Origin of the sequence: Streptomyces sp. NPDC007157 (genome assembly GCF_040634235.1) — a bacterium.
Lineage (GTDB): Bacteria > Actinomycetota > Actinomycetes > Streptomycetales > Streptomycetaceae > Streptomyces.
This window is the reverse complement of the sequence record NZ_JBEYFE010000006.1, coordinates 66,496-81,249: the sequence shown is the minus strand read 5'-3', so window position 1 is coordinate 81,249 and position 14,754 is coordinate 66,496. Positions and strand designations below refer to the sequence as shown.

The window sequence follows — 14,754 nt, the reverse complement described above, 5'->3', positions numbered from 1 at the left end:
GCTCACAGTTTCCCGCCTCTGCCGCCGTCCCGGCGCGGCGGCGCGATGAGCGTGGAGAGATACGGCAGCGGGGAACCGTCGAGGTCGGCGGCGGGCCGGATGGACTCCTCGTCAAGCCCCAGCGCCGACCCCCACACGGCGTCCTCGATCCGCCCGCTCTCCCGCAGCGCCTCGGCGACCGCGCCGGCCTGCCGCCCGAACTTGTACGCCACGACCGTTCCCGGCCCGCTCAGCGCGTCCTTCAGCACCTCGGCACCCGCCGTCACCGGCACCAGCGTCAGCGGCTCGGTCCCCTCGGTGAGCACGGCACCGGAACGGGCGGCGAGGTCCTGCATGGCGGTGATGCCGGGCACGGTCTCCACGACCACGTCCGGAACCAGCCCGGCGATGGTCTGCGCGAGATAGGTGAAGGTCGAGTAGACGTTCGGATCCCCGATGGTGGCGAAGGCGACGGACCCGCGTTCCCGCAGCAACTCGGCGACCTTGGTGCCCGCCGCGTCCCAGGCGGCCTCGCGCCGCCCCCGGTCACTGCGCTCGTTCAGCGCGAACACGACCCGGACGACCTTCTCCGCGCCGACGTAGTGCAGCACGGTGGCCTCGGCACGGCCCCGCTCACCTGTGTCCATGACGGGTACGACGACCACCTCGGCGGCACGCAGGGCGTTGACGCCCTTCACGGTCACCAGCTCAGGGTCCCCCGGACCCACCCCGACTCCGATCAGCCTGCTGCTCATGACGTCCGGCACCTCTCCACGAACCTTCGGGCCACACCGGGCTCGGACGCCCAGTGCGTGTGCAGATAACTCGCGTGCACACCCTGCTGTACAAAACCCTCGACCCGCGGCCGGGGGGTACGTACCCCCCACGCGGGCGCCGCACCGGCCCCCGGCTCGACCGCGGTCCGGTGGAACTCGTGCCCCCGCAGCCGGGTCCCGGCGACGGCCAGCACACTGTCGCTCACGGCGACCGCGTCCCGGTAGCCGAGAGTCAGCCGCTCGGTCATCCGCGCCCGGACATCCAGCACACCGCACATCGCCAGCCCGTCCAGCTCCCGGCACAGATAGAGCAGCCCGGCACACTCGGCGGCCACCGGAGCACCGCTGTGCGCGAGGGCACCGACCGCCTTGCGCAGCGGCTCGTTGGCGGACAGCTCGGCGGCGTACACCTCGGGGAAACCCCCGCCGACGACCAACCCCCGTGTCCCGTCCGGCAGTTGCTCGTCCCGCAATGGATCGAACGGCACGACGTCGGCCCCGGCGGCGGCGAGCAGCTCGGTGTGCTCGGCATAGGAGAAGGTGAAGGCGGCCCCGGAGGCGACGGCGACCACAGGCCGCGTACCCCCGCCACCCGGCCCGTCCGGCGTCTGCGGGCGGAGCCGTTCAGGGCGAAGCGGGGGTTCGGGGGCGGCAGCCCCCGGGTCCCACGCCGCACCCGGCACCGCACCGGCCCCCCGGGCCAGCCCCAGCAGCCCCTCCAGGTCACACCCGTCGGAGACCTGCGCGGCCATCGCCGCCACCGCGTCCACCGCCGCGCCCCGCCGCTCGGCGACCGGCACCAGCCCCAGGTGCCGCGACGGCGTGTCCACCTGGGCCACCCGCCGCAGCACCCCGAACACCGGTACCCCGGAGGAATCCAGCGCCTCCCGCAGCAGCTCCTCGTGCCGGTCCGACGCCACCTTGTTCAGGATCACGCCCCCGACCCGCACCTCCGGATCCCAGGACGCGAACCCGTGCACCAGCGCGGCCACCGACCGCGACTGCGACGACGCGTCCACGACCAGCACCACCGGCGCCCGCAGCAGCTTCGCGACATGAGCGGTGGACGCCAGTTCACCTTCCCCGGCGGCCCCGTCGTACAGCCCCATCACACCCTCGACCACGGCGATGTCACAGCCGCGCGCACCATGCGCGAACAGCGGCCCGATCAGCTCAGGACCGCACAGATACGCGTCGAGGTTCCGCCCCACCCGCCCGGTCGCGAGCGCGTGGTACCCGGGATCGATGTAGTCCGGTCCGACCTTGTGCGGGGACACGGCGAGCCCCCGCGCGGCGAACGCGGCCATCAACCCCGTGGCAACGGTGGTCTTGCCGCTGCCCGAGGAGGGCGCGGCGATGACCAGCCGTGGGATGGAAGACGTCACCACTCGATGCCCCTCTGCCCCTTCTGTCCCACGTCCATCGGGTGCTTGACCTTGGACATGTCGGTGACGAGGTCGGCGAGGTCCACCAGCTTCTCGGGCGCGTTCCGCCCGGTGATCACGACATGCTGGTTCCCGGGCCGGTTCCGCAGCACCTCGACGACCTCGTCGGTGTCCACCCAACCCCAGTGCATGGGGTACGCGAACTCGTCGAGCACGTAGAGCTGGTACGTCTCGGCCGCCAGGTCCCGCTTGACCTGCTCCCAGCCCTCCCGGGCCTTCTCCTCGTTGTCCATCTGCGCGTCCCGCTGCACCCAGGACCAGCCCTCGCCCATCTTGTGCCAGGCGACGGTCCCGCCCTCCCCGGAGTCCCCGAGGACCCGCAGCGCGCGCTCCTCGCCGACCTTCCACTTCGCCGACTTGACGAACTGGAACACCCCGATCGGCCACCCCTGGTTCCAGGCGCGCAGCGCGAGCCCGAACGCGGCGGTGGACTTGCCCTTGCCGACGCCCGTGTGCACGACGACAAGAGGCCGATTACGACGCTGACGAGTCGTCAGTCCGTCGTCCGGTACGACACTCGGCTGTCCCTGCGGCATTACGCGGCCCTCCTCTGCACGTCCTTCACCAGCCCGGCGATGGAGTCCGCCCGCAACTCGTCGAGCGTCACCGCCGTACCACCCAGTTCACCGGCCAACTGCCCGGCGAGTCCCAGCCGTACCGGTCCCGACTCGCAGTCCACGACCACCGAGGCGACCCCGTCGGCCGCGAACAGCCGGGCCGCCCGCCCGGCGAGCGCGACCGGCTCCGGGCCGCCGGTGGCCCGTCCGTCGGTCACCACGACGACGAGGGCCCGCCGCGCGGGGTCCCGCAACCGCTCCACCCGCAGCACGTCGTGCGCCTTGAGCAGCCCGGCGGCGAGGGGCGTACGCCCTCCGGTCGGCAGCGCCTCCAGCCGGGCCGCCGCCGCGTCCACGGACGAGGTCGGCGGCAGCGCGACATCGGCGGCCGAGCCCCGGAAGGTCACCAGCCCCACCTTGTCCCGCCGCTGATAGGCGTCGAGCAGCAGCGACAGCACGGCCCCCTTCACGGCGCTCATCCGCTGCCGGGCCGCCATCGACCCGGACGCGTCGACCAGGAACAGCACGAGGTTGCCCTCGCGCCCCTCCCGGGTCGCCTGCCGCAGATCGTCCCGCCGGACCACCAGGCCAGGACCGGACCGCCCGCGCGCCCGCTGATGCGGGGCGGCGGCCTGCACGGTCGCCGCCAGGTGCAGCTTGGTCAGGGCGCCCCGGGGCCGCCGCGCACCCGTCGTACGCCCGTGCTCGGTGCGCGCCCGGGACCGCCGGCCCGCGGCGCCCGTACCGATCCCCGGCACGGTCAGCACCTTGGTGCGGAAGGGCTCGGCGGCCCGCGTCGGCGCCTGCTCGCCCGAGCCGCCGGCGGCCTGCGGCTCGCCGTCCTCCCCGGCCTCGGGCCGCGCGCCCGTGTCGCCGCCCTGCGGGTCACCGTCGTCGGGCGCCGGCTGCCCGCCGCCCCCGCCGGGACCGTCCGGATCGGGATCGTCGTCCTCGGACTCGCCGGAGAACTCCTCCAGCGTCTGGTCCAGCTTGTCCTCGTCGAGGCCCGGCGCGTCAAAGGGGTTGCGGCGCCTGCGGTGCGGCAGCGCGAGCAGCGCGGCCTGCCGGACGTCCTCCGCCAGCACCTCGGTCCGCCCGGCCCACGCGGCCAGCGCGGTCGCCGTCCGCGCCATCACGATGTCGGCGCGCATACCGTCGACCTCGAAGGCCGCGCAGGTCGCCGCTATCTGCCGCAGCGCCCCGTCGCCCAGCCGGACCGACGGCAGCAACGCCCGCGCCGCCACGATCCGTTGCCGTACGGCGGCCTCCTCGCCGGCCCAACGGGCCCCGAAACCGTCCGGATCGTCGTCGTAGGCGAGCCGCCGGCGGACCACCTCCACCCGCTGGTCGGGCTCGCGCGAGGCGGCCACCTCCACGGTCAGCCCGAACCGGTCCAGCAACTGCGGCCGCAGTTCGCCCTCTTCGGGGTTCATGGTGCCGACGAGCAGGAACTTCGCCGCGTGCCGTACCGAGACGCCCTCGCGCTCCACGTAGGAGGCGCCCATCGCGGCCGCGTCCAGCAGCAGGTCGACCAGGTGGTCGTGGAGGAGGTTGACCTCGTCCACGTAGAGGATGCCCCGGTGCGCGTCGGCCAGCAGGCCCGGCTCGAAGGCCTTCACGCCCTCCGCCAGGGCCCGTTCGATGTCGAGGGCGCCGACCAGCCGGTCCTCGGAGGCGCCGACCGGCAGTTCGACCATGCGCGCCGGGCGCGACTCGAAGGCGCCGGGCGGGTTGTGCGGCCCGTCCGGGCAGGCCGGATCCGGGGCGTCCGGGTCGCAGGAGAAGCGGCAGCCGGCGACGACGTCCACGGTCGGCAGCAGCACCGAAAGGGCGCGTACCGCCGTGGACTTGGCGGTGCCCTTCTCGCCGCGCACCAGCACGCCGCCGACCGCCGGCGACACGGCGTTCAGCAGCAGCGCCAGCCGCAGGTCGTCCTGGCCGACGACGGCCGTAAAGGGGAAGGGGGTGGTCACTGGTCGCCCTCCAGGTCGCCTTCGAGCTCCAGGTAGGTGGCACGCAGCCGCTCCAGGGTGTCCGCGTCCGGCTCGGCCCACAGGCCCCGGTCGGCGGCCTCCAGGAGCCGTTCGGTGATGCCGCGCAGCGCCCACGGGTTGGACTTCTTCATGAAGTCCCGGTTCTCCGGGTCGAAGACGTACTCCGCGCTGAGTTTCTCGTACATCCAGTCGTCGACCACGCCCGCCGTGGCGTCGTAGCCGAAGAGGTAGTCGACGGTCGCCGCCATCTCGAAGGCGCCCTTGTAGCCGTGCCGGCGCATCGCCGCCATCCAGCGCGGGTTGACCACCCGGGCCCGGAAGACGCGGTGGGTCTCCTCGCCGAGGGTGCGGGTCTTCACCTGGTCGGGGGTGGCCGAATCACCCACGTACGCCTCGGGGTTGGTGCCGGTCAGATGGCGCACCATCGCCACCATCCCGCCGTGGTACTGGAAGTAGTCGTCGGCGTCGACCAGGTCGTGCTCGCGCGTGTCCACGTTCTTCGCGGCGACCGCGATCCGCCTGAACGCGGTCTCCATGTCCCCGCGCGCCGCCCGTCCGTCGAGTCCGCGGCCGTAGGCGTAGCCGCCCCAGACGGCGTACACCTCGGCGAGGTCGGCGTCGGAGCGCCAGTTGCGGGCGTCGATCAGCGGCAGCAGGCCCGCGCCGTACGCGCCCGGCTTGGAGCCGAAGATACGGGCGGTGGCGCGCCGCCGGTCGCCGTGCTCGGCGGTGTCCTCGTCGGCGTGGGCGCGCACGTAGTTCAAGTCGGCCGGTTCGGCCAGCTCGGCGACCCGGCGCACGGCGTCGTCGATCAGTCCGACCACGTGCGGGAACGCGTCCCGGAAGAAGCCGGAGATCCGGACCGTGACGTCGATGCGCGGCCGGCCCAGCTCGTCCAGCGGGACCACCTCGAAGCCGGTCACGCGCCGAGACGCCTCGTCCCAGACCGGACGGCAGCCCAGCAGTGCCAGGATCTCGGCGATGTCGTCGCCCTGGGTGCGCATCGCGGAGGTGCCCCACACCGTCAGCCCGACGGACTTCGGGTACTCGCCGGTGTCCTGGAGGTACCGCTGCACCAGCGAGTCGGCGAGGGACTGGCCGACCTCCCAGCTCAGCCGGGAGGGAATGGCCTTGGGGTCGACGGAGTAGAAGTTGCGGCCGGTCGGCAGGACGTTGACCAGCCCGCGGGTGGGGGAGCCGGACGGTCCCGCCGGGACGTAACCGCCGTCGAGTGCCTTGAGGATGTGGTCGATCTCGTCCGTGGTGCGGGCCAGCCGGGGTACGACCTCGGCGCAGGCGAACTCCAGCACGGCGACGGCGTCGGGGAGTTCGGCGCCGAGGACGTCACGGATGAGGGAGCGGCTGCCCGTGACCGCCCAGTCGCGCTCCTCCATCCCTTCCGCGATCCGTCGGCACAGCTGCTCCAGCAGGTCGATGGCGTCGGCGGCCGTGCGGGACGGACCCTCGACGAGATCGGACAGCTCGACCGGCACCTTCACGGGCGCACCGGGCTCGGCGAGCAACTCCTTCTCGACCAGACCGAAGTGAGCGGCCAGCGAGGCCCTGAGCCCCGGCAGCGCGTTGGCCTGGCCGCCCCACACCTGGGAGGCCCGCAACACGGCCAGCACCAGGTTCACGCGCGCCTCGCCGACCGGGCCGCCGCCGAGGATGTGCAGGCCGTCGCGGATCTGCACGTCCTTGATCTCGCACAGATAGCCGTCGATGTGCATGACGAACTCGTCGAAGTCGGCGTCGTCCGGCTGGTCGTCCACATGCAGGTCGTGGTGGAGTTCGGCCGCCTTGACCAGCGTCCAGATCTGGGCCCGCACGGCCGGTGCCTTCGTCGGGTCCAGGTCGGAGACCAGTGCGTACTCGTCGAGCAGCTGCTCCAGCTTGGCGAGGTCGCCGTAGGTGTCGGCACGGGCCATCGGCGGGACCAGATGGTCGACCACGGTGGCGTGCCCGCGCCGCTTGGCCTGGGTGCCCTCGCCGGGGTCGTTGACGATGAACGGGTAGATCAGAGGCAGCTCGCCGAGGACCGCGTCCGGTGCGCAGCCCGCGCTCAGCCCGAGCCCCTTGCCGGGCAGCCACTCCATCGTGCCGTGTTTGCCCATGTGCACGACCGCGTCCGCGCCGAAAGAGTTCTCGAGCCACCGGTAGGCGGCCATGTAGTGGTGCGACGGCGGCATGTCCGGGTCGTGGTAGATCGCGATCGGGTTCTCGCCGAAGCCGCGCGGCGGCTGGATCATCACGACGACGTTCCCGAACTGGAGGGAGGCGAGGACGATGTCGTCGCCGTCCACGTACAGGCTGCCCGGCGGCTCGCCCCACGCCTCCAGCATGCCTCCCCTGAGGTCCGGGTCCAGCTGGTCGAACCACGCCCGGTAGTCGGCGAGCGGCACCCGCGCGGGCGCGGCGGCCAGCTGCTCCTCGGTGAGCCATTCGACGTCGTGGCCACCGGCGTTGATGAGCCGGTGGATCAACTCGTCCCCGTTGTCGGGGTGTCCCTCGACCCCGTAACCGGCATCCCGCAGCGCGTCCAGCACGCGTACCGCCGAGGCAGGGGTGTCGAGCCCGACCGCGTTGCCGACCCGCGAGTGCTTGGTTGGATAGGCGGTGAAGACCAGCGCGAGCTTCTTGTCCGCGTTCGGCTTGTGCTTCAACCGCGCGTGCCGCAGGGCGATCCCGGCGACCCGTCCGGCCCGCTCGGGGTCGGCGACGTACACCGGGACGTCGTCCGGGCCCTGCTCCTTGAAGGAGAACGGGACCGTGATCAGACGGCCGTCGAACTCCGGGATGGCGACCTGCATCGCCGCGTCCATGGGGGAGAGGGCGGCATCGGACTCGCCCCAGGCCTGCCGGGAGGAGGTCAGGCAGAGGCCCTGCAGCACCGGGACGTCCAGATCGGCGAGCGCCCCGATGTCCCAGGCCTCCTCGTCACCGCCGGCCGAGGCCTGCGAGGCGTGGGTGCCGCCGGCCGCCAGCACGGTGGCGACCAGCGCGTCGGCCCCGGCGAGGATCTCGTACAGCCCGGCGTCCGCCCCGCGCAGCGAACCGCAGTACACCGGAAGGGCGTTGGCGCCGCGCGCCTCGATCGCCTCGCACAGGGTGTCCACGAAGGCGGTGTTGCCGCTGAGTTCATGGGCCCGGTAGAAGAGCACCCCGACCGTGGGACGGCCGGCCCGGATCTCGTACGAGCCGTGCACCCCGAACTCGGGCATCTTCTGCGGCTCGGCGAACCCCTCGCCGGTCAGCAGCACGGTGTCGGACAGGAACCGGGACAGCTCCAGCAGGTTCGCGGGCCCGCCCTCGACGAGATAGCGCAGCGCCTCCGCGACCACGCCGGCCGGCACCGACGACTCGGCCATCAACTCGGCGTCCGGCACGGCCTCGCCGCCGAGCAGCACGGTCGGCACCCCGGACGCCCGGAGCGCGGCGAGCCCGTCCTCCCAGGCCCGCTTGCCGCCGAGCAGCCGTACGACGGCGATGTCCGCGCCCTCGATCAGCGCGGGCAGCTCCTCCGTGACGTCGACGCGCGTCGGATTGCCGATCCGGTAGCCGGCACCGGAGGCGGCCCGGGCCGCCAGCAGATCGGTGTCGGCGGTCGACAACAACAACACAGTGCTCATGCGGGCGCTCCCGGTGGGATGAAAGGCAGTCCTTGTGGCGCGCCCGACTCGATGAGCCGCCAGAGCGCGTCGGTGTCCGCGTGGTGTTCGATCAGGTCGCCGAGCCGGTCGAGCTGCTCCTCGCGCAGCGCGGCGAACGAGGTGTCGGGGGCCGGCACGAACCGGCGGCCCGCGGCGGCCGCCACTTCGCGCAGAAAGGCCCGGCGGAAGCCGTCCGACTCCAGGGAGCCGTGCCAGTGGGTGCCCCAGGTCGGCCCGACCCGGCAGCCGTCCAGGAATTGGTCCCCGCCGGTGACCTCGGCGACCCCGTGATGGATCTCGTACCCCTCGACGCGCTCGCCGAGGGCCTCGCCGACGGGCCGGGTGAGGGTCTTCTCCCGGGCGAACCGCACCCGGACGGGCAGGACACCCAGACCGGCCACCTGTCCGCGCCTGCTCTCGACCTCGTCCTCGATGTGCTCCCCGAGGATCTGGAAGCCACCGCAGATGCCGAGCACCGGCCGCCCCTCGGCGGCCCTGCGCTTCAGCGCCTCCGCGAGTCCCCGCTCCCGCAGCCACTCCAGGGCCCGGACCGTGCCCCGGGTGCCCGGGACCACGACGAGATCGGCGTCGGCGAGCTCCTCCGGGCGGTCCACGAACCGCACCACGACACCCGGTTCGGCGGCCAGCGCGTCCACGTCCGTGAAGTTGGACATCAGGGGGATGGCACAGACGGCGACCCGCAGGACGTCCGCACCGACGGGCGGGGCCGTGTTCGACTCCCGGACGGTCCCGCGCAGCGAGACCCTCAGCCCGTCCTCCTCGTCGATCCCGAGCCCGTGCCGGAAGGGGAGCACGCCGTAGGTGTGCCGCCCGGTGAGGCCGTGCAGCATGTCGAGGCCGGGCTCCAGCAGGGAGACGTCGCCCCGGAACTTGTTGACGAGGAACCCGGCGACGAGGGCCTGGTCCTCCGGCGAGAGCAGGGCGACGGTGCCGAAGAAGGAGGCGAACACGCCCCCGCGGTCGATGTCACCGACGACGAGCACCGGGATCCGCGCGTTGCGCGCGATCCCCATGTTCACGATGTCGGTCCGGCGCAGGTTGATCTCCGCCGGACTGCCCGCCCCCTCACAGATCACCGCGTCATACGTGCCCCGCAACTCGGCGAGACAGTCGAGCACGGTCCCGAGCAGCTTCTGCTGCCGCCCGCCGTGGTAGCCGCGCGCACTCAGCTCACCGACCGGCTTGCCGAGCAGCACTACCTGGCTGCTCTGCTCGCCGCCCGGCTTGAGCAGCACGGGGTTCATCAGCGCGGTCGGCTCGATGCGGCAGGCCTGCGCCTGCATGGCCTGCGCCCGCCCGATCTCGGCGCCCTCGCGCGTGACGAAGGAGTTGAGGGACATGTTCTGCGCCTTGAACGGCGCGACCTTGACGCCCTGCCGTACCAGCCACCGGCAGATACCGGCGGTGACGACACTCTTGCCGGCGTCGGAGGTGGTACCGGCCACGAGGAGGCCGCCGCCGTTCACGACGCCCGTCCCGACCGCTGTGCGGAGCGCTGTGCCGGGCGCCGTGCAAGCGCCTCCCGCACCAGGGCCCCGGCCGCGCCGGCCCCGAACGCCAGCCACCCCACCCGCCGTGACAACCGCACCGCCCGCTCGATGTCCGCGACTTCCACCGCACGCCCCTTCCCGTTCAGCACCGGCCGATGCTCGACCCGCCCGCCGTAGGACAACGTCCCGCCGAGCCGTACCCCGAGCGCCCCCGCGAACGACGCCTCCACCGGCCCGGCGTTGGGGCTCGGGTGCTTCGCCGCGTCGGACCGCCAGGCCCGCACGGCCCCCTTGGCGTCGTCTCCGGCGACGGCGGCCAGCACGGCGGTGAGCCGTGCCCCCGGCCACCCCGCCACGTCGTCCAGCCGCGCCGAGGCCCACCCGTACCGCCGGTACCGGGCCGACTTGTGACCCACCATGGCGTCCAGGGTGTTGACGGCCCGGAACCCGAGCAGCCCCGGCACCCCGCCCACGGCCCCCCACACCAGCGCACCCACGACCGCGTCGCTCGTGTTCTCGGCGACGGACTCCACGACGGCCCGGGCGATCCCGTCGGCGTCCAGGGCCTGCGGATCCCGTCCGCACAGATGCGGCAGCCGGGCCCGGGCGGCCTCGACGTCCCCCGTCCTGAGGGCGCGCCCGATGACGCCGGCCTCGCGGGCGAGTGAGGTGCCCCCGACGACGGCCCAGGTGGCGGTCGCGGTGAGCGCGACGGAAGCGGCGGTGGACGGTCGTACGACCCGCTGGGCCAGGGCACCCAGAGTCACGGCGCCGCCGGCGCAGACGGCGGTGTGCAGCGCGCCCCACCCGCGGTGGTCCCGCCACAGCGCTCGTTCGACGGCACCGGCCGCCCGTCCGAACGCGGCGACCGGATGCCCGCGGCGCGGATCGCCGAGCAGCAGATCGCCGAGAAGGCCGGCGGCGGCGCCGTACGCGAAGACGCGACCGGCACCCATCGGCTCAGCCCGCCGCGGGGGCGGGAACGGGCCTGGTACTCAACCTCGAACGGCAGCCGCGCATGGAGATATGTCCTCACTCAGGGTGTCCACGCCCTGGTTCGACGAGACCGGCGGTGAGAGTTCCTGGCTCCCGGGGATTGCTACCCCGGTGACAGTGGCGGGACCGCGCCGGATTCACACCGGCTTCCTCTCTTGGCGCCGTACTTGGCTCCGGAAGTCCACCATGCCCCCGGAAGACCAGTCAACTTGCCGTTGACCTGCGAGGGGAGTGTGTGGGAAGGCCCACACCGGTGGTCCTGCGGGGCTGGTGGGACATGCCGAAGGCTCCTCCCGAGCGAGTCGGAGAGGAGCCTTCCTCGGCTCTGTTCAGGTCTGGGTCAGGCCTTGGCCACGATCAGGTGGATGCCGTAGGCCACCGCGGCCGCGCAGGCGGCGAAGCACAGGTAGGCGGCGGTCACGGCCAGGGCCGCGGAATTGCCCTGGGCCATGGCGCGTTCGCGGGCGGAGAGGCCCTTGATGCCGAGGGTGAAGAGGGCCACCATGCCCACGGTGACCACGAGGCTGACGCCGAAGACGGAGCCGATGGCTGCCCAGTCGATGTTCATGTCGGTTCTTCCTCGGGGGTCAGACGGTCGCGGCCGGGTCGGTGGCGGCGGCCGGCGCGGGTGACGGGGCGGGGGACGGGATCGTGGCGGTGAGGTCGTCGGTCACCGTGCCCGCGGGCGGCGGGGACACGGCGGCCATCGCCGCGGTCACCACACCGGCCGGCTCCGTGCCGTCGTTGACGTTGGCGCTGTCCACGACCTCGCGGCGGGAGAGCTTCCAGATCGTGGCGCTGGAGGCGACGAGGAAGACGGCGACGACCGCCGTGCCCCAGTCGCCGAGGTCCGTCACGGACTCGGCGAGCGCGCCGACCACCGCGGCCGCGGGGAGGGTGAGCACCCAGGCGACCATCATGCGGGTCGCGGTGGACCAGCGGACCGTGCCGCCCTTGCGGCCCAGGCCCGCGCCCATCACGGAACCGGAGACGACGTGTGTGGTGGAGAGGGAGAAGCCGAGGTGGGAGGAGGCCAGGATGGCGGTGGCCGCGCTGGTCTGGGCGGCGAAGCCCTGCTGCGGCTGGAGGTCGGTCAGGCCCTTGCCCATGGTGCGGATGATCCGCCAGCCGCCGATGTAGGTGCCGAGGGCGATGGCGAGGCCGGCGGAGAGGATGACCCAGGTGGGAGGGTTCGAGCCGGGGGCGATGGAGCCGCCCGCGATCAGCGCGAGGGTGATGATGCCCATCGTCTTCTGCGCGTCGTTGGTGCCGTGCGCGAGGGAGACCAGGCCGGCGGAGGCGATCTGACCGGCGCGGAAGCCCTTGCGGGTGGCGTTGTCGTCGGCGTTCTTGCCGATCGTGTACGACAGGCGGGTGGCGAGCATCGCCGCGAGGCCCGCGACGACGGGGGCGGCGACCGCCGGGAGCAGGACCTTGGTGACCAGCACGTCGCCGTGGACCGCGCCGAGGCCGGCGGAGGCGACGGTGGCGCCGATCAGACCGCCCATCAGGGCGTGCGAGGAACTGGAGGGCAGACCCACCAGCCAGGTCACCAGGTTCCAGAGGATCGCGCCGACCAGGGCGGCGAAGATGACCTCGGGGCGGATGCCGTTCTCGTCGACGAGGCCCTTGGAGATCGTGTTGGCGACCTCCACGGAGAGGAAGGCGCCCACCAGGTTGAGCGCGGCCGACATGGTCACCGCGATCTTGGGCTTGAGTGCGCCGGTCGAGATGGTCGTGGCCATCGCGTTGGCGGTGTCGTGGAAACCGTTCGTGAAATCAAACGCGAGTGCGGTCACCACCACAATCGCGAGGATCAGCGAGAAGTTTTCCATTTACCCAGACAATCTTTAGAGGTCATCGGCCGTTGGACCGTAGGCAACCTGGATGAACGGAAGGTGAACTGGGATGGTCTCTGTGGTGTCTGAGATCGACTTCGAGGTATCCGCGCGCGGGAACGGGCGAAGCCGCCGTCCCGTATGCGGTCCGGCGGCTCAGTCGTCCGTTGGTCAGTAGCCCTCGGCGAACGCCTTCAGCCGGCTCGCCGACCCGTTGAAGAGATTCTGGTCACCCGGCAGGCTGCCGCTGTTGTCGTACTGCCAGAAGGTCCACCGCGACCACCCGGCCGGCAGCGCGCCCGCGTCCGCCGAGCCGTGGCGGGCGATCCACAGGGCGTGGTTCGCGGCGAAGGCGCCGCTGCCGCCGGTGCAGAGGTTCCACCAGTGGGTGGTCGTGTAGATCACCGGCCGCCGACCGGTCTCCCGCTTCAGTTCGTCACTGAAGGACTTGATCCACTCGACCATCCTGGAGTGGCTCAGCCCGTAGCACCTGTGCTTCTTGTCGTACGGGTTGTACTCGACATCGAGCGCCGGCGGCAGTGTCCAGCCGTCCGCGGTCCAGGTGCCGCCGTGGCTCACGAAGTACGCGGCCTGCTGAGCGCCCGACGACTTGTCCGGCAGGGCGAAGTGGTAGGCGCCCCGCATGATTCCGGCCTTGCGTGAACCGTTGTACTGCTGGCCGAAGTACGGGTTGCGGTAGGTGGTGGACTCGGTTGCCTTGACGTAGACGAACCTGGCGCCCTTCGCCTTGGCCCCCGACCAGTCGACGTTCTTCTGGTGCGAGGAGACGTCGTGCCCCTTCGGTGGGCTCGCCGCGGACGCCGGCGTCCCGGCGAACGCGGTCGCGGCCCCAGCGAGGGCGAGAGCGGCCACGGACGCCGCGAGGGCGCGGGCGGGATGGCGGTGGCGGTGGCGGTGGTGGTGCGACGCGGAGCGGTCACGGGCCATGTTTCCCCCCGGAATGGCGACGTGTACGAAAAATCGTCCAGAGATTATTGGAAGATCGGCGTATCTTCGGCGATCTTCGGCCAAGCCTTGAAATGGGGCTCTTTGTGCGGATTTGCGCTCTACTGGATTCGGGACGTCCGGCCTAAAGTGCCCCGCCGTACAAGCCGGTTGGGGCGCCGCCTGACAGGATCGGGCCATGGCTGAGCAGTGGCGGGGCGAGCGTGACGGACGGGATGGGCGCAGCGGCGCACAGGGTGTGTCGGAGCCGCGCAGGCGGGATGTGCGGGCGGAGGAGGCGAGCGCCTGGCGCGAACTCCTCGCCACCGCCCGCCGCACGGTGACCGACGGACTGGTCGTCGGCACCTCCGGCAACGTCTCGGCCCGTGTCGGCGACACCGTGCTGGTCACGCCGTCGGGCGTGCCGTACGACCGGCTCACCCTCGACGACGTGACGGGCGTCGACCTCTCCGGCCGCCAGGTGCTGGGCACCCTGGTCCCGACCAGCGAGCTGCCGATGCATCTCGCGATCTACGGCAGCACGGACGCCGGTGCCGTGGTGCACACCCACGCCGTGCACGCGACGGCCGTCTCGACGCTCGTCCCGGAGCTTCCGGCGATCCACTACATGTCCGCCGCGCTCGGCGGCGCCGTCCGGGTTGCCCCGTATGCGACCTACGGCACCGACGAGTTGGCCGAGAACATGCTCCGCGCCTTGACCGAACGCTCCGGCTGTCTCCTCCAGAACCACGGCACGATCACCTACGGCACCACCCTGACCCAGGCCTACGACCGCACGGCCCAACTGGAGTGGATGTGCCGCCTGTGGCTCACGGCGTCCGCCGTCCCCGGTCTGACCCCGAGCCTGCTCTCACCGCAAGAGATGGCAGAGGCGGCAGAGCGCCTACGGGGCTACGGCCACCAGAACGGGTAGCCACCGACGGGCCGGTCTTCCGCGTCCCGCCCGTGGGTTCCTCGCGTCAGCTTCGGCTTCTTCTTTCCGTGCTGCTCGGCTCTTTCTCCGCCGCGACGGTGCCCCGCCACGACGTACGTCCCCTGCGGT

The 14,754-nt window shown here is 72.3% G+C and carries 11 protein-coding genes and 1 riboswitch; of the genes, 1 reads left to right on the top strand and 10 read right to left on the bottom strand.

Going from position 1 to position 14,754, the window contains the following annotated elements:
- Positions 1-2: 2 nt before the first annotated feature.
- From cobI to ABZ642_RS12750, 10 genes are all read right to left on the bottom strand, one after another.
- Positions 3-734, bottom strand: a complete 732-nt coding sequence (gene cobI / locus ABZ642_RS12795) for a precorrin-2 C(20)-methyltransferase (protein WP_360481566.1) — start codon at positions 732-734, stop codon at positions 3-5.
- Positions 731-2,140, bottom strand: a complete 1,410-nt coding sequence (locus ABZ642_RS12790) for a cobyrinate a,c-diamide synthase (RefSeq protein WP_360481563.1) — start codon at positions 2,138-2,140, stop codon at positions 731-733. The genes cobI and ABZ642_RS12790 overlap by 4 nt, the downstream gene beginning before the upstream one ends.
- The gene (cobO, locus tag ABZ642_RS12785; RefSeq protein WP_360481560.1) at positions 2,137-2,736 is read right to left on the bottom strand and encodes a cob(I)yrinic acid a,c-diamide adenosyltransferase; all 600 of its coding nucleotides are present in this window, start codon (positions 2,734-2,736) and stop codon (positions 2,137-2,139) included. The genes ABZ642_RS12790 and cobO overlap by 4 nt, the downstream gene beginning before the upstream one ends.
- Complete coding sequence (locus ABZ642_RS12780; RefSeq protein ID WP_360481557.1) at positions 2,736-4,730, bottom strand: putative cobaltochelatase; 1,995 nt, start codon at positions 4,728-4,730, stop codon at positions 2,736-2,738. Before ABZ642_RS12780 ends, cobO begins: the two co-directional genes overlap by 1 nt.
- Positions 4,727-8,380, bottom strand: a complete 3,654-nt coding sequence (gene cobN, locus ABZ642_RS12775; RefSeq protein ID WP_360481554.1) for a cobaltochelatase subunit CobN — start codon at positions 8,378-8,380, stop codon at positions 4,727-4,729. The genes ABZ642_RS12780 and cobN overlap by 4 nt, the downstream gene beginning before the upstream one ends.
- Positions 8,377-9,888 (bottom strand): cobyric acid synthase, encoded by a 1,512-nt coding sequence (locus tag ABZ642_RS12770; protein ID WP_360481551.1) that lies wholly within the window; start codon positions 9,886-9,888, stop codon positions 8,377-8,379. The genes cobN and ABZ642_RS12770 overlap by 4 nt, the downstream gene beginning before the upstream one ends.
- Positions 9,885-10,868 (bottom strand): cobalamin biosynthesis protein, encoded by a 984-nt coding sequence (locus tag ABZ642_RS12765; protein WP_360481548.1) that lies wholly within the window; start codon positions 10,866-10,868, stop codon positions 9,885-9,887. Before ABZ642_RS12765 ends, ABZ642_RS12770 begins: the two co-directional genes overlap by 4 nt.
- A gap of 99 nt (positions 10,869-10,967) precedes the next feature.
- A riboswitch (cobalamin riboswitch) is annotated at positions 10,968-11,110 on the bottom strand.
- 138 nt (positions 11,111-11,248) lie between these two features.
- Positions 11,249-11,476 (bottom strand): hypothetical protein, encoded by a 228-nt coding sequence (locus tag ABZ642_RS12760; RefSeq protein WP_360481546.1) that lies wholly within the window; start codon positions 11,474-11,476, stop codon positions 11,249-11,251.
- A 19-nt stretch (positions 11,477-11,495) separates the two neighbouring features.
- Complete coding sequence (locus ABZ642_RS12755) at positions 11,496-12,743, bottom strand: inorganic phosphate transporter (RefSeq protein ID WP_360481543.1); 1,248 nt, start codon at positions 12,741-12,743, stop codon at positions 11,496-11,498.
- Positions 12,744-12,917: 174 nt separating this feature from the next.
- Positions 12,918-13,694, bottom strand: coding sequence for a lysozyme (locus tag ABZ642_RS12750; RefSeq protein WP_360481540.1), 777 nt, complete (start codon positions 13,692-13,694; stop codon positions 12,918-12,920).
- Positions 13,695-13,890: 196 nt separating this feature from the next.
- On the opposite strand from ABZ642_RS12750, the gene ABZ642_RS12745 reads away from it, so the two are divergent.
- Positions 13,891-14,625: a class II aldolase/adducin family protein gene (locus ABZ642_RS12745; protein ID WP_360481537.1), complete on the top strand. Its 735-nt coding sequence runs from the start codon at positions 13,891-13,893 to the stop codon at positions 14,623-14,625.
- Positions 14,626-14,754: the final 129 nt, after the last annotated feature.